Origin of the sequence: Pseudomonas sp. GM74, from assembly GCF_000282455.1 — a bacterium.
Classification (GTDB): Bacteria; Pseudomonadota; Gammaproteobacteria; order Pseudomonadales; family Pseudomonadaceae; genus Aquipseudomonas.
The window spans coordinates 1-16,440 of sequence record NZ_AKJG01000150.1 but is presented as its reverse complement, the minus strand read 5'-3'; the positions used below and the strand labels follow the sequence as shown (position 1 = coordinate 16,440).

Sequence of the window (16,440 nt, the reverse complement as noted above, 5' to 3'; positions counted from 1 at the left end):
TGTGCGTGGCTCGCTGGTCAGCGTCTCAGGGAACCCGGATCAGTGTCATGCCCATGCCGGTGAGGGCGTCCATCAACTCCTTGAACGTACCAAAACGCTGGTTGTTGATATTCCACTTGGAGTTTGTGATGTAGAAACCTTTGACATCGCGTGCGATAGGCGTGTGCACCAAGAGTCCCTCCCTGCTGCGATGAACCAATTCAAATTCGCTGCCGGTTTTTTCCAGGGTCATCATTCCAGGCTCCTTGAGTGCAACGCTCAGCGCCTGTTCCCTGACTAGCCCCGGCGGTAATTCCAGTTGCAGGCGCAAGTCGTTTTTGACGAAAACGGGCATCAGCTTCTCCGGATCGGTACCGGTTCTTCCCGGATCTGGCTCGATACCTCTGGCCTGGCCTGCTTCGGCACTTTCGATGCGCAGGCCGATTCCACCTTCGAGCTCGCTGACCCCCGGTACTGCGTTAAAGGTATTGGCGTGAGTTTCACCGACCAACGCCACCCAACGATGTGCACCCCTGGCTGCCTGGTCGGCGTCGATGACCGTCTTGGCGAAATAATTCATCATTTCTTGCCGATAGTTGGCGGATGCGCCGGAAATTCCTCTCGATTGATAACTGGCCGTGCAGTCAATGGCCTGCACGCGGATGTGGTTTTTCTGTGCAGCCTTGACCACTTCGCGAAAGGAAAAACGACCGGAAGGGTCAGTTCCGTGGCCCTTGTCGAGCTGTTTCAGGTAGCTCTCCAGATCCTCCGATAGCTCACCACCCCGGTTGAAGATGTCCAGGTCGGCCTGGTGATAGTCAGTGAGCAAATGCTCCATGTACAAGGTCTTGACCTTTTGCTTGGCGAGTATGTCCATGTTTTCGATGAGGAATTGCTTGCTGCCGACGCTCGAGTGGTTTTCACCGATCACCAGGCCTGGAGATTCCTTGAGCAGCGTCTTGATGATGTCTTTCGGTTTGCTGGCCGCGCTCAGAGCCGGGATGGCGGGGCGTGGCGGCAGTGAAGCGTTGGCAAAGTAGTCATGTGCATCCCGGTACAAAGTTTTGCGCAATGCCTTGAACTGGCTGGTGGGCCCCTCCGGATTTCGGATGTTGACGAAATGGTCATTCAAAGTTTTTTCATCCACTTCGTTCCAGGCCACGGGCTTGAGTTCCTGTCGTAACTCGGTGGGAACATCGTAGGGTGTTGGGGCGCTATCGATGTCGGGCAGAGGGGCGGCCGGGCGTCCCCACGGCAGCTGGTCGAAAAATTTCCCGCCCCCCTTCAGTCCGGGGCGACCGAGAAGTTCCCACTCACCTTCGGCGTTCAGGCGAACCGGCAGGTTGCGGTGAAACGAGAATGGGTTGGCCGGATCGATGATGACCCAGGTTTTCATCTCGTTGACGTAGCGGACCTGATAGTAGGAATAGTCGATCCCGATGTAGTTGCCGCCAGTCGGGGGCTGGTAAATGTTGCGATACTTGCCTTCGTCGCTGACTACTTGCAGACCATCGAGAATTTCATTGGTCTGGAAAGGGGCCAGCGGGCTTTCGCTGGCCAGGGGCGGGACCGGGCGTGTGGTGATCACCGGCGGGCGGGGTGTGGCGCCGGCGGTGTATTCAGGCTCGGCGAGGTTTTCCTGGGGAGTGAACTCTTCCTCGGCGCTGCCGACTTCCGATATTTCAACTGCGCCGCGCAGGGCCAACAGGTTGAAAAGGCTGTCGATAGAGGCGGTGATGGCGCCAATGACCCCGCTTTTGCGATCGGCAACGCTGTGTCCATTGACGGCCTCGGCGATGTTCAGGCCAATGTTGACCAGGCCGGCACCGACGGCCGCAAGGGCGACCGGCCAGCCAGCGACGGCCATGGCGCCAAAGAGTCGGGTAAATGTCGAAAGATAGCCGATCCACATTTTCTCCCGCAGATCGCCATTGGATCGCAGCGACAGATCGGCATCGTCGAACATGCGCTCCCTGACAGAGTCGCGAAGCCAGGTAAAGGCATCCATCTCCAGCGCCGGCCAATCCAGGTTGAGTTGACTGTTGTCGTAGGAACCACCGAAAAAGAGCAAATCGATGGTGTGGTTAAGACCAACGTTGTCGCCATCCTGTTGTTGGGCCGACAGAGGGAAATGCGCCATGAAACGTGCGCGATTGTCGGCCTTGTTGTTTTGATGCATCAGCCATAGATGCAAGTCATGGGGTGTTTCGAATACATGGAAAGCATCCAGCTCGCCGGGTGTATAGACAATTTGATAACCCTTTTTGTCGACGATGCGCAGGATGTCGGTGGACTGGTAAGTGCCGATGGTCAGGGGCGTGACCCGCAGATCATTTACAGGTGACGCTTCGGACCTGAGCATGTCCGGGGTGATCGGCCAGGAAATGTTTCCCGCCACGGCTTTGAGCACGGTCTTGAGGTTTTCGTTGCTCAGACGCGAGCTGTCATGCTCCTCCAGGGCCTTGGAGATGAAATTGAGCTTGGCCAGTGTCCGATAGTCATCCGAATGATTTATCCAGAAACTGCCCATTTTTTCCCAGTAACGGTCACTGAAGTTGATTCGCCATAGATCCTTTATGACGCGGCTGGGGTACATCCGGACTTCGTTGGTTTCGTTGTAGATGCGGGCGTCTGCGTCCTCATTGTAGAAACCGCCATCACTGTCCAGCAGGTCGGCGTTGTCCTGGTCGTGGGAATGGAAGCGCTGGACCACCAGTTGCGGCAGAGTCAGCGACTCGCAGGGTTTGGGATAGTGTTCCCAGAACAGGAAGGCCGTATTGCTGCTGACTGAAGTATTGTCGAAACGGTGCCACCAGACCTTGTCCGGGTCGATGTGCTCGATACCGTATTTGTCCAGAATGCCCTGGGCTTCGCCGTGGGCCATATCGTGCATGTCGGGGCAGGCTTCCACGAACGGGATCACCAGGTCTTTGAGGGCCTGCTCGTCATCGGGGTCGGGAAGTAGGAATTGTGAGTTTGTATCTGAGGAATTCATTTCTCTCTCCTTGAGAAATGGATGGGTTTGAAGTCGGCACTATGGAGGGCGGACTACAGCCTGGTCTGTAGGAATGACGGCGCGCAGTGTCAGGTATTGATGGATCTGTGCTGTCAGAGACAGATCCAGACAGAGTGCCATCCGGCTGCGGCCCGTCGTCACGCCCGCTTTGCTGTTTCTTTCACAACTGCGGGTGTATCGTATTCGCCTTTTGCGGGCCCAGGGCCTGCCGCGTTCAAGTGAGGTAGTTGAGTTCATGTCGTTTACCCGTCGCCAAATCCTCGGTGGCCTGGCCGGTCTTGTTGTCGTTGGTGTCGGTGCGGGGGGCGCGTCGCGCTACTGGCTGGGCAAGATGGCTGACGCCGAGGCGGGCCACGACTACGAACTGATCGCGGCGCCGCTGGACGTCGAACTGGTCGCCGGGCACAAGACCCAGGCCTGGGCCTTCGGCCCGTCGGCGCCGGGCACCGAGTTGCGGGTGCGTCAGGGTGAATGGCTGCGGGTGCGCTTCATCAACCACTTGCCGGTGGCGACCACCATTCACTGGCACGGCATCCGCCTGCCGTTGGAAATGGACGGCGTACCCTACGTCTCGCAATTGCCGGTGCTGCCGGGCGAATACTTCGACTACAAATTCCGCGTACCGGATGCCGGCAGCTATTGGTATCACCCGCACGTGAACAGCAGCGAAGAACTCGGTCGTGGGCTGGTGGGACCGCTGATCATCGAAGAGCGCGAGCCCACCGGTTTCAAGTACGAAAAGACCCTGAGCCTGAAGAGCTGGCATGTCGACGACGTCGGCAATTTCGTCGAGTTCAGCATTCCCCGGGAAGCGGCCCGTGGCGGCACGGCGGGGCGCCTGGCGACCATCAACGGTGTGCCGCAGGCGGTGATCGACTTGCCGGCCGGGCAGATCACCCGGGTGCGCATTCTCAATCTCGATAACACCCTGACCTATCGCCTGAACATTCCCGGCGTCGAAGCGCAGATTTATGCGCTCGACGGCAACCCCATCGAACCGCGCCCGCTCGGCAAGGAATACTGGCTCGGCCCTGGCATGCGTATCTGCCTGGCGATCAAGGCGCCGCCGGCCGGTGAAGAATTGTCCTTGCGCAACGGCCCGGTGCGCCTGGGTACCTTGCGTTCAGTGGCCAATACCGATGCACCGAGCGAATGGCCGCCGACATTGCCGGCCAACCCGATCGCCGAACCGGACCTGGCCAATGCCGATAAACTCAACTTCAATTTCGAATGGGTTGGCTCGGTGTCGGTCAACGTCGACAATGGCAAGCCGCCGAGCCTGTGGCAGATCAACGGCAAGGCCTGGGACATCACCGACAAGACCTGCGCCGACCGCCCGATCGCCAAGCTGGAAAAGGGCAAGAGCTACATTTTCGAATTGAAGAACATGACCCAGTATCAGCACCCGATTCACCTGCACGGCATGAGCTTCAAGGTCATCGCCTCGAACCGGCACAAGGTGATTCCGTACTTCACCGACACTTATCTGCTGGGCAAGAACGAGCGCGCGCAAGTGGCGCTGGTGGCGGATAACCCCGGGGTCTGGATGTTCCACTGCCATGTGATCGATCACATGGAAACCGGCCTGATGGCCGCCATCGAGGTGGCGTGATGCGTCAGATTCGTCCCGCCGCCATCATCGACCGCAGCCGTGATCGCGAATTCATGCGTGAAGCCCTGGCCCTGGCCGCCCAAGGCGCGGCCCTGGGCGAAGTGCCGGTGGGCGCGGTGCTGGTGCAGGATGGAGAGATCATCGGTCGCGGCTTCAATTGTCCGATCACTGGCAGTGACCCGAGCGCCCATGCCGAGATGGTCGCCATCCGCGCTGCCGCCCAGGCCGTAAGCAACTACCGCCTGCCGGGCAGCACGCTGTATGTGACGCTGGAGCCGTGCAGCATGTGCGCAGGCCTGATCGTGCATTCGCGGATTGCCCGGGTGGTGTACGGTGCTCTGGAGCCGAAAGCCGGGATCGTGCAGAGCCAGGGGCAGTTCTTTACCCAAGGCTTTCTGAATCATCGGGTGCTGTATGAAGGCGGGGTGTTGGCGGAGGCGTGCGGGGCGGTGCTCAGCGAATTCTTCAAGGCTCGTAGAGCAAAACCGGCAGACTAAACACGGATTCATTGTGGGAGCGGGCTTGCTCGCGAATGCGGTGTGTCAGTGACTTATATGCCAACTGACACTCCCTCTTCGCGAGCAAGCCCGCTCCCACATTTGATCTTCAGTGGCCGTTACTTGCGAGCCACAATCACTGCCCGCATCGGCGCCGGCAGCCCTTCAATCGTCTTGCTGTGATCCTCGGGATCGAGGAAGTCACTGAGCGACTGATACTTCATCCACTCCGTCCCGCGCTGTTCCTCGACCGTGGTGGTGCTCACATCCACGCATTTCACATCGGTGAACCCGGCACGACGCAGCCACAGTTCCAGCGCCGGCACCGACGGCAGGAACCACACGTTGCGCATCTGCGCGTAGCGGTCTTCCGGCACCAGCACCTGGTGCTTGTCGCCTTCGACCACCAGGGTTTCCAGCACCAGTTCACCACCCTTGACCAGGCAATCCTTCAGCGCCAGCAAATGCTCGATGGGCGAACGGCGGTGGTAGAACACCCCCATGGAAAATACCGTGTCGAACCCTTCGAGGTTCGGCGGCAGGTCTTCGAAGGGGAAGGGCAGGTGCCAGGCATTCGGCTCGGACAGATAACGCTGCACCGCCTGGAACTGGCAGAAGAACAGCCAGTTCGGGTCGACACCGATCACGCTGTCGGCACCGGCGCCGAGCATGCGCCACATGTAATAGCCGTTGCCGCAGCCGACATCGAGGATGCGCTTGCCCGCAAGGTCCAGATGCGGGGCGACCCGCGACCACTTCCAGTCCGAGCGCCATTCGGTGTCGACGTGCACGCCGAACAGGTCGAACGGCCCCTTGCGCCATGGCGACAGGCCCATCAGCGCGGAACGCATTTGCGCACGGGTCTCGTCGCTGCAATCGGTGTCCAGCTTCAGGCTGTTGAGCAAATCGACTTCGCTCGGCTGGATCTTTGGCAGGGCGTCCAGCGCGCTTTGCCAGCGTTCCAGGTCGCCATGGCCTTTTTCCATTTTCTTGTCGAGTTGTGCCTGCAGGGTGTTCGCCCATTCGGCCAGCGGCGTGCCGGCCAGACGGCGGGCGAGGGGAGACAGATCAATCATGGCAGGGCAATCAACGAGGCGAAGTTAAGACACTGGAACCACGGCACGACTTTCGAGAACCCGGCGGCCAACAGGCGTTCGCGGTGTTCTTCGAGGCTGTCGGGCTTCATGACGTTTTCGATGGCGCTGCGCTTCTGGGCGATTTCCAGCTCGCTGTAGCCGTTGGCGCGTTTGAAGGCGATGTGCAGGTCGGTGAGCAACGCGTGTTCCTGCTCGTCTTCGAAGCGCAGTTTTTCCGAGAGGATCAGGGCACCGCCGGGCAACAGCGACTGACGAATGCGCGACAGCAACGCGGTGCGTTGGTCCGGGGCGATGAATTGCAGGGTGAAGTTCAACGCCACCACCGAGGCCGGTTGGAACTCCAGCGCCAGGATGTCGCCCTCGATCACCTCGACCGGCAGCAACTCCTGGAACATCGAGTCCTGGCCATTGAGGTATTCGCGGCAGCGCTCGACCATGGCGGCGGAGTTATCCACAGCGATGACGCGGCAACCGTCGGTGCGCACATGCCGGCGCAGGGCCTGGGTCACGGCTCCCAGCGACGAGCCCAGGTCGTAGAGCACGCTGCCCGGTTGGGCGAACTGCGCGGCGAGCACGCCGAGGTTTTCGACGATGGTCGGATAGCCCGGCACCGAGCGCTTGATCATGTCCGGGAACACCCGCACCACGTCCTCGTTAAAGGCGAAGTCAGGCACCTGGGCCAAAGGCTGGGCGAAAAGGCGATCGGGTTCTTTGCTCACGGCGGTTCCAGCGGTATCGGTGAAAAGGCCGGCATTTTAGCCAAGTTGGCGCGGGGATGCGCGGGTTGTCTGATAAACCGCCGGATGAGCGCGCAATCCAGGTAGCAGCTGCCGAAGGCTACGTTCGGCTGCGAAGCAGTCGTAAATCTTGCGACTCGTTTTTCAGGTGGACTGGATGGCGAGGGCTTCGCCCTCGAACGCAGCCTTCGGCAGCTGCTACAAAGTGCGGCGGGACTGGGGAAATGCCGAGGCTGTTATCCCCCACTGTCCGAGCCAATAGCTGAGGATGATCACATAGGGCGCCGCATCGAACGGCACCACGAACCGGCTGATGCCAATCACACTGTCCGAAAACACAAACGCCACCGCACCACCGGCAGCCAGCAAGGCCGAACGCTTGGGCACATCACTGCCAAGCCGCGCCAGCGCGCGCCAGAGCATGGCGCTGATCGCCAGGCCGTAGACGATCACCGGAATCAGCAATGGGCCCAGCCCATGAGCGATCAGAATCCCCAGCAGTACCGCGCCGACACCTAGGGCGATGATCAGGGGTAAAAGAGCCAGACGCCGGCAATCGCTCAAGTAGGCTTTCAGATACGCCAGGTGGGCGACCAGAAATGCGCCCAGGCCAAACACGAACAAGTCCCCCGGCCAGGCCAGCAACACGTCGCCGAGCAAGGAAAAGATCAAGCCCAGGCTGATCCAGCGCCGGTACTCGCCGGGTGGTGCGTCATGCAGCCAGCCGAGCAGGGCCAGCACCGGCAGCGGCTTGACCAGCAGGCACAACAGAGAGGCATGCACGCTCAGGCCATAAAGAAAGGTCATCGCGCCCATCAGCGCCAGAATCAGCCAGCCCACGGTCAGTTAACCGAGATCGCGCAGTCGAACGATTCCACCGGCAGCACTTCCGGTGCCCACGGCTGTTGCGAGGTCAGGCGCAAACGCCCGGTGCCGGTCGCAAAAGCCTGGAAGCGCCAGGTCGAAACCCCGGCCGAACCGACGATGCCGGCATCTTCCGGATTTCGATACACCTCTGGCCCCAAGGCGTGCAGTACGCCGCCGGCCGAATCCTGGATCGCCCAGCGATAGCCCGTGGTCGGATTGCTCGGCAGGGTCAGGATCAGGTTTTGCCCGTTGGTGAGTTTCACCGGGCATTCGCTCTGTTTTTCCACAGTCACGTTGTGTGCAGGTTGCGTGGCGCACGCGGCCAGCAAGGCGAGGGCGAGGGGGACAAGCAGGCGAATGGAGGACATAGGGTCGGGGGCTCCGGCGTTCACGACGAACGGCGAGCATAACTTAAGATGAGACAAAGTGTGACAATCAGCCTGGACGGTGGTGTCAGGACTGACGCTTTCGCGGGCAAGCCTGCTCCCACAGGGATTGAGGGTGCACACAAGTTTTGTGACCGACTCAATTTCCTGTGGGAGCGGGCTTGCCCGCGAAGACGGCAGTACAGACGCTACATGACCATCAGAACAACACCTTCGCCACATCCGCAAAGCGCTTGGCAAAGTGCACGGTAATACCCTCCTTCAGATACTCCGGCAGTTCCTCGAAATTACCCCGGTTCGCCTCCGGCAAAATCAGTTCGAACATCTTCTGCCGTCGCGCTGCAATAACCTTCTCGCGCACCCCGCCAATCGGCAGTACATGCCCGGTCAACGTCAATTCACCGGTCATGGCCACGCCTTTTTTCGGTGGCTGGTTGCGCGCCAGCGATAGCAGGGCGCTGGCCATGGTCACACCGGCGCTCGGGCCGTCTTTCGGCGTGGCGCCTTCCGGCACATGCAGGTGGACGAAGGCTTCGTCGAAGAACTTCGGATCGCCGCCATAGGACTTCAGGTGCGAGCTGACGTAGCTGTAGGCGATCTCCGCCGACTCTTTCATCACGTCACCCAGTTGCCCGGTGAGCTTGAACCCACGGTTGAGGGTGTGGATGCGCGTGGCTTCGATCGGCAGGGTCGCGCCGCCCATGCTGGTCCAGGCAAGGCCGGTGATCACACCGACACCCGACAGCACTTGCTCGTTGCGGAACACCGGTTTGCCGAGGGACGTTTCGAGGTCTTTCGGGCCGAGCCTGATCACTGCCTTCGGCTCGTCGAGCAGTTTCATCACCGCTTTGCGCACCAGTTTGCCGAGGTTTTTTTCCAGCTGGCGCACGCCGGCTTCACGGGCATAGCCGTCGACCAGCGCCTTGAGCGCGCTGTCGCTGATGCTCAGGCTGCCCTTGGACACGCCGGCCTTCTCAAGCTGCTTGGGCCACAGATGGCGCTTGGCGATGGCGACTTTTTCTTCGGTGATGTAACCCGACAGGCGAATCACTTCCATGCGGTCGAGCAACGGGCCGGGGATCGAGTCGAGGGTGTTGGCGGTGCACACGAACAGCACTTTCGACAGGTCCAGACGCAGGTCCAGATAGTGATCGAGGAATTCGACGTTCTGCTCCGGATCGAGGGTTTCCAGCAGCGCCGAGGCCGGGTCGCCCTGGTAGCTCTGGCCCATCTTGTCGATCTCGTCGAGCATGATCACCGGGTTCATCACTTCAACGTCTTTCAACGCCTGCACCAGTTTGCCCGGTTGCGCGCCGATGTAGGTGCGGCGGTGGCCCTTGATCTCGGCCTCGTCGCGCATGCCGCCAAGGCTGAAGCGATAGAACGGCCGACCCAGGGACTCGGCGATGGATTTGCCGACACTGGTCTTGCCCACGCCCGGCGGCCCCACCAGCAATACGATGGAACCACTGATCTCGCCTTTGTAGGCGCCGACCGCGAGGAATTCTAGGATGCGGTCCTTGATGTCATCGAGGCCGGCGTGGTGTTTGTCCAGTACCTTGCGCGCGTGCTTGAGGTCGAGTTTGTCTTCACCGTATATGCCCCACGGCACCGAGGTCGCCCAATCGAGGTAATTGCGGGTGACCGCATACTCGGGCGAGCCGGTTTCCAGCACCGACAGTTTGTTCATTTCTTCTTCGATGCGTTTCTGCGCTTGCGGCGACAGGACCTTGCCGGTCAGTCGCTGTTCGAACTGTTCAAGGTCGGCGCTGCGGTCGTCCTTGGTCAGGCCGAGTTCCTGCTGGATGACCTTGAGTTGTTCCTTGAGGAAGAACTCGCGCTGATGCTCGCCGATCTTGCGGTTAACTTCGGCGGAAATCTCTTTTTGCAGACGCGCGACTTCGACTTCCTTGCGCAGCATCGGCAGGACTTTTTCCATGCGCTTGAGCATCGGCACACAGTCGAGCACTTCCTGCAGTTCACTACCGGTGGCCGAGGTGAGCGCGGCGGCGAAATCGGTCAGTGGCGACGGATCGTTGGGGCTGAAGCGGTTGAGGTAGTTCTTCAGCTCTTCGCTGTACAGCGGGTTGAGCGGCAGCAGTTCCTTGATCGCATTGATCAGCGCCATGCCGTAGGCCTTGACCTCGTCGGTCGGCTCGGTGGGCTGGTGCGGGTATTCGACTTCCACCAGGTACGGCGGGCGGTGATGCTTGAGCCAGGTCTTGAGGCGGACGCGGGTCAGGCCCTGGGCGACGAACTGCAGCTTGCCGTTCTCGCGGCTGGCGTGGTGCACCTTGACCAGGGTGCCGTAGAGCGGCAGGGCCGAGGTGTCGAAGTGGCGCGGATCTTCCTGGGGAGTGTCCATGTAGAACAGGGCCAGGGAATGGTGTTCGGACTTGGCCACCAGGTCGAGGGTCTCGGCCCACGGTTCTTCGTTGACGATGACCGGCAGGACCTGGGCCGGGAAGAATGGCCGGTTGTGAATCGGGATGATGTAGACCTTGTCCGGCAGGTTCTGGCCAGGCAGGGCCAGGCCTTTGCCAGGTTTGTGCTGAGGGGCGTTTTCCGGATCGGCGTATTCGCTCGGGTCTTCGGGGAATTCCTGCTGGTCGCTCATGGGGGCACCTGCGCAATGGGTATGGGTCTTAGATGGGGCAGGTTGGCGGTGGTTTCAACGGGCATTTTCTGCAAGGGCGTGTTTCGACGGCGTGTTCAGCGCAGAGACAGGTTAGCTGAACCATGGCTGTGCGCGGTCAATTGTGGGAGCGGGCTTGCTCCGGGCGGCGTTCCGACGAAAGCGCTGGTTCAGTCAACATTGATGTTGAGGCTGCCGGCCCCTTCGCGGGCAAGCCCGCTCCCACAGTGGTCCGGGGGGGCTGGAAATCTGCGGCGACAAAAAAGGCGACGTCCTCACGGGCGTCGCCTTTGTTTTGACTGCCGCTAAAACTTACTCGGACAGTTTGTACGCAATCACATAGTCACCCATTTTGGTGCCCAGTGAGCCGTGGCCACCGACGACCAACAGCACGTACTGCTTGCCGTCCTTGCCGGTGTAGGTCATCGGCGTAGCCTGACCGCCAGCCGGCAGGCGCGCTTTCCAAAGCTCGTTGCCGGTGTTGACGTCATAGGCGCGCAGGTATTGGTCCAGCGTGCCGCTGAGGAAGCCGACGCCGCCAGCGGTGACCATCGAACCGCCCATGCTTGGCACGCCGAGTGGCAGGCCGATAGGCAATGGCGAACTGTCGCGGCTGGTGCCGTTCTTGCGTTTCCACACGACTTTGCTTGTGGTCAGGTCGATGCCGGCCACATAGCCCCAGGCCGGAGCCTGGCACGGTACGCCGAACGGCGACATGAACGGGTGCATGATCACCGCGTAAGGTGCGCCGGTGTTCGGTTGCACGCCCGCTGTTTCACTTTCGCGCTTGCTGCCGGCCGCGACTTCGGCGCGAGGCACCATCTTCGAGACGAAGGCCATGTAGTTCGGGCTGGTGAACAGCATCTGGCGAACCGGGTCGACTGAAACGCCGCCCCAGTTGAAGACGCCGACGTTACCCGGATAGATCAGGCTGCCCTGTTCCGACGGTGGGGTGTACTGACCTTCGTAACGCAGCTCCTTGAACTGGATGCGGCACAGCATCTGGTCGAACGGGCTGGCGCCCCACATGGCTTTTTCGGTCAGTTCCGGGGCCAGCAGGTTCAGGTCCGAACGGGCCTGGGTCGGCGCGGTGTGGTCACCTTTCACGGCGCCTTGCGGAGCCGGGATTTCCTTGATCGGGATGATCGGCGTGCCGTCACGACGGTCGAGTACGTACAGGCTGCCTTGCTTGGTCGGTTGGATCACAGCCGGCTTGATGCCGTCGGCGGTTTTCATGTCCAGCAGGGTTGGCTGGCTGCCGACGTCCATGTCCCAAAGGTCGTGGTGAGTGAACTGGTAGTTCCAGCGCACCTTGCCGGTGGCCAGGTCCAGCGCGACCAGGCCGGCACTGAACTTCTCGGCGCCCGGGGTGCGGTCTGCGCCCCACTGGTCAGGGGTCTGGTTGCCCAGCGGCAGGTAGACCATGCCGAGTTTTTCGTCGACGCTGGCCAGCGACCACATGTTGGCCGAGTTGCGGCTGTAGCGTTCGCCCTCTGGCAGCGGTTCGGTCGCGTCTGGATTGTTGCTGTCCCAGTTCCACACCAGATGACCGTCGTGTACGTCAAAGGCACGGATCACGCCGGAGGGCTCGTTGGTCGACTCGTTGTCGGTGACGTGGCCGCCCATGATCACCAGGTCGCGGGTGATCGCTGCCGGCGAGGTGGCGTAGTAGCCACCGGGGGTGAACGGTCCGATGCCTTGAGTCAGGTCAACCACACCGTTTTTACCGAAACCTTCGCAGACCTTGCCGGTGTCGGCGTTGAGTGCGATCAGGCGTGCATCGGCGGTTGGCAGGTACAGACGACGCGGGCAGGCCTGGGCGACGGCTTTGCCGGCCTCGGAAATCACTGCGGAGGCCGCGTTTTCAGACTGGGCGTAGGCCGCTTCGTCGTAGTACGACACGCCACGGCAGGTCATGTGGGCGAAGCCCTTGAAACCCACCGGGCTCTTGATCTGCGGGTCGAAACGCCACAGTTCCTTGCCGGTGTCCGGGTCCAGCGCCAGCACCTTGCTGTGGGCGGTGCAGGCATAGAGCATGCCGTTGGCCTTGAGCGGGGTGTTTTCGTTGGTCAGTTCCACCGGGTCATCGGCGGTTGGCAGATCGCCGGTCTGGATACGCCAGGCTTCCTGCAGCTTGCCGACGTTGGCCGGGGTGATCTGCTTGAGTGGCGAATAGCGGTCACCGAATTCGCTGCGGCCATAGGCCTGCCAGTCGCCTTCGGGCATCTGCGGCGCGGTGCTGGTCATGTCAGCCGATTCACGACCCAACTCGCCGAGGGTCTCGCCCGGATGGGTGAACTGGCTGGCCACGGCGGTGGCACCGGCCAGGACCACGGCCACGCTCAAGGCGCCTGTACCCATAGGGGCAGGGCCGTTGATCAGTAATGGACGACGGAACCACGGCAGCAGCATCACCACGCCGACGGCGAACCATAGCGCCAGGCGTGGCACCAGTTGCCACCAGTCGAGGCCGACTTCCCACAGCGCCCAAACAGTACTGGCGAACAGCACCAGTGCGTACAGGCCCAGCGCCGCGCGGCGGGCCGCGATCAGCAACACGCCGCTCAGCGCGATGCCGATACCGGCCAGCAGGTAATACAGCGAGCCGCCGAGCATGCTCAGCTTGACCCCCCCGGCCAGCATGGCCAGGCCCATTAGCAGAAGCAGGATACCGAGCAGGCTCGGCAGCAGACGGCTTCGACTCAAGGCACCATCAGTGCTCATAGTGTGGTTCTCCGTGACGTTTCAAGTAGTCCCGCGCAAGTTCACTGTAGATGACGATCTTGTGCGGGCATGGTTCAGATAAAAGCTGTTGGGTTCACGCAATCCCTTGTGGGAGCGGGCTTGCTCGCGAAAGCGGTGGCTCAGGCAGCACAAATGTTGGCAGTGATGACGCCTTCGCGAGCAAGCCCGCTCCCACATGGGTTTTATGGTGTTGGTCAGAACGAGGACTGGACCTTGATCCCGCCGATCAGGGCGTCATCGACCTCGTTCACGCCTCCGGGATGGCGGATGTATTGCAGGTTCGGGCGCACGGTCAGCCAGTTGGTCACGTGCACGCCGTAATAGAGTTCGGCGCTGTATTCGGTGTCCTGCGGCGGCAGGAAGGCCGGGTCGTCGTAGTCGAAGACGGCGTGGGCCTGATTGGTCGCCTCGGCATTCTTGCGAAAGGCCGGGTTGACGTGGACGCGGGCCATGGCGAAACCGATGTCATCCCGGGCGCGCGCGTCGAACGGGCCTTTGTAGACGAGGCCCGCCTGGACGTAGTTGTCGATCGCGTTGGTCTTCTTGTCGTGCATCGTGCCGTTGGCGAACAGGCTCAGGCCGCGGGAGTGATCGCTGGCGAGGCTGGTGACTTGCTGCTGAAGGCCGAGCCACACGCCGTGTTTGCTCGAGGCGCTGCGGTAGGCTTCGCCACTCAGGGCGGCAGGCTGGCCATTGCTGTCCTTGTAGACATCGGTGGCGTTGGCGCTGCTGTAGTAGTAACCGGCGCGGTATTCACCTGGCAGGCCGTTGAGCTTCGGCGTCCACACCAGTTCCACCGGCAGGACCGCGCCCTGGGTGCCGCTGCCGCTGAGCTTGAAGCCGTTGCCGCGATCGAGGTTCGACGGGTTCTGCTCGTACGCGCCGACCTGTGCATAAAGCTCTGGCGTCAGATGATATTTGACCCGCATCGCCCACTGGCTGACCGGCCAGTTGTACCAGATGTCGCCCGCCCAGTTACCGACCTGGGAGCCGCAAAACGCCAGGTTCTGGAAGTCGCAGGGGAAGCTGTTGAAGTCTTCGCCTTCACCGAAGCGGCCGACCTTGATGTCGAGTTTTTCATCGAGGAATTTCTGCTGATACCACATCTGCGTCAGGCGCCAGGTCTGGCCACGGCCCCAGACTTCCTGGGCCGAGGTAAAGCCGCCGACACGCGGATCGTTGATGCGGTCGTTGCTGATGTTGTTGCCGCTGCGTTCGGTGATGGTCAGCTGGAACTCGGCGGCGTCCCAGCCGAGGATCTTCTGCAAGTCCAAATGAGTGCCGAGGGCAAACTGGTCGCTGTAGCGTGCGGTGCGGTCGTGATCGTAACCGCCGTGCAAATTGCTGCCCATTTCGCCGGTGTAATCGACTTTGAAGTCGTAGCCTTTTTCCGCAAGTTCGGTACGAGTGCCGTTCCAGTCGCCGAGCATCCAGGGGGAGTCGCTATCGAAGGCCGGAGCCGAGTGAGCGCAAGTGGCAAGGCCCAAAGCAGTGAAGCCGCCTATCAGGGTCAAGGTTTTGCGGCAGGCAACAGGCTTAAAGACAGCGCTGTCTTTCGAAAATTGGAAATCAGGCATAGAGAAGAAATTCTTGATTTTTTTCTGGGGATTAAACGGAATAAATGGCCAGCAGAAGCGTTTCAGCTAAAGCGGCCGCAAGGATAATGATCTGTTACAAATAGAGAAAGGGCTTTTACTGACATGCAGCCTTTCGGATTCGGTAACAGTTGCAGGAGCGAGCAAGCTCGCTTCTACAAGTTCACCTACATTTGATAGATCGCTTCCCCCCAACGAAGCCCTCGGCTAAGGTGCGCGGCTTCCAATTCCCACTCTGCTCGAAGGCCCGGCATGACTGAACACAACTCCGATCCGTTGCATGGCGTGACGCTGGAACAGATCCTCAATGCGCTGGTTGAACACTACGAGTGGTCGGGGCTGGCCGAGCGCGTCGATATCCGCTGCTTCAAGAGCGATCCGAGTATCAAGTCGAGCCTGACGTTCCTGCGTAAAACCCCGTGGGCCAGGGAGAAGGTCGAACGTCTGTATGTGAAGTTGATGCGCACCAAACGACCGCTTTGAACAGGGTCAATCCGTCTGTGTTACGCCGTCGTCTGGTGGCCGTGGCTGCCGTGCTCGGCTGGGCGGGATTGAGCATCCAGATGTACCTGATTTTTTATTCACGCTGGACGCTGGGTGCCAGCCTGATCGGCGGGCTGGTGAGCTTTTTCAGCTTTTTCACCGTGCTGAGCAACACCTTGGTGGCGACGGTGCTGACCTGTGAACTGACCTCCCGCGAGTCCGCCGCGCGACGCTGGTTTTTACAGCCCTGGGTCAGTAGTGGCGTTGCTGTGAGCATCACTGTCGTCGGCCTGGCGTACAGCGTATTGCTTCGCCATCTATGGCATCCCGAAGGCTGGCAATGGCTGGCCGATGAGCTGATGCATGACGTCATGCCGCTGCTGTTTCTTGGCTATTGGTGGACTTGCGTGCCCAAAGGCACATTGCGCGTGTGGCATATCGCAGTGTGGGTGATTTATCCGCTGCTGTACTTCGCCTACTCGCTGCTGCGTGGGCATTTGCTGGCGACTTATCCGTACCCGTTCATTGATGTGGAGAAGCTGGGTTATCCACAGGTGTTTATCAATGCGGGTGGGTTGTTGCTGGGGTTTGTGTTAGTTGCACTGTTGCTGATCGGACTGGATCGCTGGCGTGCCACGACACGCTCTTTGTAGCAACTGGAGTACCACGACACGCTCTTTGTAGCAGCTGGCGCAGCCTGCGTCCGGCTGCGCAGCAGTCGTAGAACCCGGGCACTCGGTCTGACTGATGCTCCATATCGTTTGACTTCACGACTGCTGCGCAGCCGGACG

General features: G+C 60.7%; 12 protein-coding genes. 4 read left to right on the top strand and 8 right to left on the bottom strand.

What is annotated here, in order from left to right; all coding sequences use genetic code 11:
- Window positions 1-25 precede the first annotated feature (25 nt).
- A complete protein-coding gene (locus tag PMI34_RS04270) occupies window positions 26-2,974 on the bottom strand; it encodes a membrane-targeted effector domain-containing toxin (RefSeq protein ID WP_008053206.1) in 2,949 nt (982 codons plus the stop codon).
- 256 nt (window positions 2,975-3,230) lie between these two features.
- Here PMI34_RS04270 and PMI34_RS04275 point away from each other — a divergent pair, with 256 nt between their 5' ends.
- Both PMI34_RS04275 and tadA read left to right on the top strand, forming a co-directional pair.
- Entirely contained in the window at window positions 3,231-4,607 is a 1,377-nt protein-coding gene (locus PMI34_RS04275) for a multicopper oxidase family protein (protein ID WP_008053205.1), read from the top strand.
- The gene (gene tadA, locus PMI34_RS04280) at window positions 4,607-5,104 is read left to right on the top strand and encodes a tRNA adenosine(34) deaminase TadA (protein ID WP_008053203.1); all 498 of its coding nucleotides are present in this window, start codon (window positions 4,607-4,609) and stop codon (window positions 5,102-5,104) included. The genes PMI34_RS04275 and tadA overlap by 1 nt, the downstream gene beginning before the upstream one ends.
- A gap of 119 nt (window positions 5,105-5,223) precedes the next feature.
- Here the strand turns inward: tadA and cmoB are convergent, their stop codons facing one another.
- The 7 genes from cmoB to PMI34_RS04315 all read right to left on the bottom strand — a co-directional run bounded on the left by cmoB (window position 5,224) and on the right by PMI34_RS04315 (window position 15,148).
- Complete coding sequence (gene cmoB, locus PMI34_RS04285; protein ID WP_008053201.1) at window positions 5,224-6,180, bottom strand: tRNA 5-methoxyuridine(34)/uridine 5-oxyacetic acid(34) synthase CmoB; 957 nt, start codon at window positions 6,178-6,180, stop codon at window positions 5,224-5,226.
- Entirely contained in the window at window positions 6,177-6,920 is a 744-nt protein-coding gene (gene cmoA, locus PMI34_RS04290; RefSeq protein ID WP_008053199.1) for a carboxy-S-adenosyl-L-methionine synthase CmoA, read from the bottom strand. Before cmoA ends, cmoB begins: the two co-directional genes overlap by 4 nt.
- A gap of 216 nt (window positions 6,921-7,136) precedes the next feature.
- Window positions 7,137-7,778 carry a lysoplasmalogenase gene (locus tag PMI34_RS04295; protein ID WP_008053198.1) on the bottom strand — a complete coding sequence of 214 codons (642 nt, stop codon included), beginning with the start codon at window positions 7,776-7,778 and terminating at the stop codon, window positions 7,137-7,139.
- Window positions 7,779-7,780: 2 nt separating this feature from the next.
- Window positions 7,781-8,173, bottom strand: coding sequence for a protease inhibitor I42 family protein (locus PMI34_RS04300; RefSeq protein WP_008053197.1), 393 nt, complete (start codon window positions 8,171-8,173; stop codon window positions 7,781-7,783).
- Between the two features lie 217 nt (window positions 8,174-8,390).
- Window positions 8,391-10,808, bottom strand: a complete 2,418-nt coding sequence (lon, locus tag PMI34_RS04305; RefSeq protein ID WP_008053196.1) for an endopeptidase La — start codon at window positions 10,806-10,808, stop codon at window positions 8,391-8,393.
- Window positions 10,809-11,138: 330 nt separating this feature from the next.
- Window positions 11,139-13,550, bottom strand: coding sequence for a glucose/quinate/shikimate family membrane-bound PQQ-dependent dehydrogenase (locus tag PMI34_RS04310; RefSeq protein ID WP_008053195.1), 2,412 nt, complete (start codon window positions 13,548-13,550; stop codon window positions 11,139-11,141).
- 215 nt (window positions 13,551-13,765) lie between these two features.
- The gene (locus PMI34_RS04315; protein WP_008053193.1) at window positions 13,766-15,148 is read right to left on the bottom strand and encodes a carbohydrate porin; all 1,383 of its coding nucleotides are present in this window, start codon (window positions 15,146-15,148) and stop codon (window positions 13,766-13,768) included.
- A gap of 270 nt (window positions 15,149-15,418) precedes the next feature.
- Here PMI34_RS04315 and PMI34_RS04320 point away from each other — a divergent pair, with 270 nt between their 5' ends.
- Together PMI34_RS04320 and PMI34_RS04325 are read left to right on the top strand one after the other, a co-directional pair.
- Window positions 15,419-15,649 (top strand): VF530 family DNA-binding protein, encoded by a 231-nt coding sequence (locus tag PMI34_RS04320; RefSeq protein WP_008053192.1) that lies wholly within the window; start codon window positions 15,419-15,421, stop codon window positions 15,647-15,649.
- A 17-nt stretch (window positions 15,650-15,666) separates the two neighbouring features.
- Entirely contained in the window at window positions 15,667-16,302 is a 636-nt protein-coding gene (locus tag PMI34_RS04325) for a Pr6Pr family membrane protein (RefSeq protein ID WP_008053191.1), read from the top strand.
- Window positions 16,303-16,440 lie beyond the last annotated feature (138 nt).

Excerpts from the sequence above, each read along its gene's own strand:
- PMI34_RS04320 (WP_008053192.1), top strand. The coding sequence starts at position 15,419 with ATGACTGAACACAACTCCGATCCGTTGCATGGCGTGACGCTGGAACAG.
- lon (WP_008053196.1), bottom strand. The coding sequence starts at position 10,808 with ATGAGCGACCAGCAGGAATTCCCCGAAGACCCGAGCGAATACGCCGAT.
- tadA (WP_008053203.1), top strand. The coding sequence starts at position 4,607 with ATGCGTCAGATTCGTCCCGCCGCCATCATCGACCGCAGCCGTGATCGC.
- PMI34_RS04300 (WP_008053197.1), bottom strand. The coding sequence starts at position 8,173 with ATGTCCTCCATTCGCCTGCTTGTCCCCCTCGCCCTCGCCTTGCTGGCC.
- PMI34_RS04275 (WP_008053205.1), top strand. The coding sequence starts at position 3,231 with ATGTCGTTTACCCGTCGCCAAATCCTCGGTGGCCTGGCCGGTCTTGTT.
- PMI34_RS04315 (WP_008053193.1), bottom strand. The coding sequence starts at position 15,148 with ATGCCTGATTTCCAATTTTCGAAAGACAGCGCTGTCTTTAAGCCTGTT.
- cmoB (WP_008053201.1), bottom strand. The coding sequence starts at position 6,180 with ATGATTGATCTGTCTCCCCTCGCCCGCCGTCTGGCCGGCACGCCGCTG.
- PMI34_RS04310 (WP_008053195.1), bottom strand. The coding sequence starts at position 13,550 with ATGAGCACTGATGGTGCCTTGAGTCGAAGCCGTCTGCTGCCGAGCCTG.
- PMI34_RS04270 (WP_008053206.1), bottom strand. The coding sequence starts at position 2,974 with ATGAATTCCTCAGATACAAACTCACAATTCCTACTTCCCGACCCCGAT.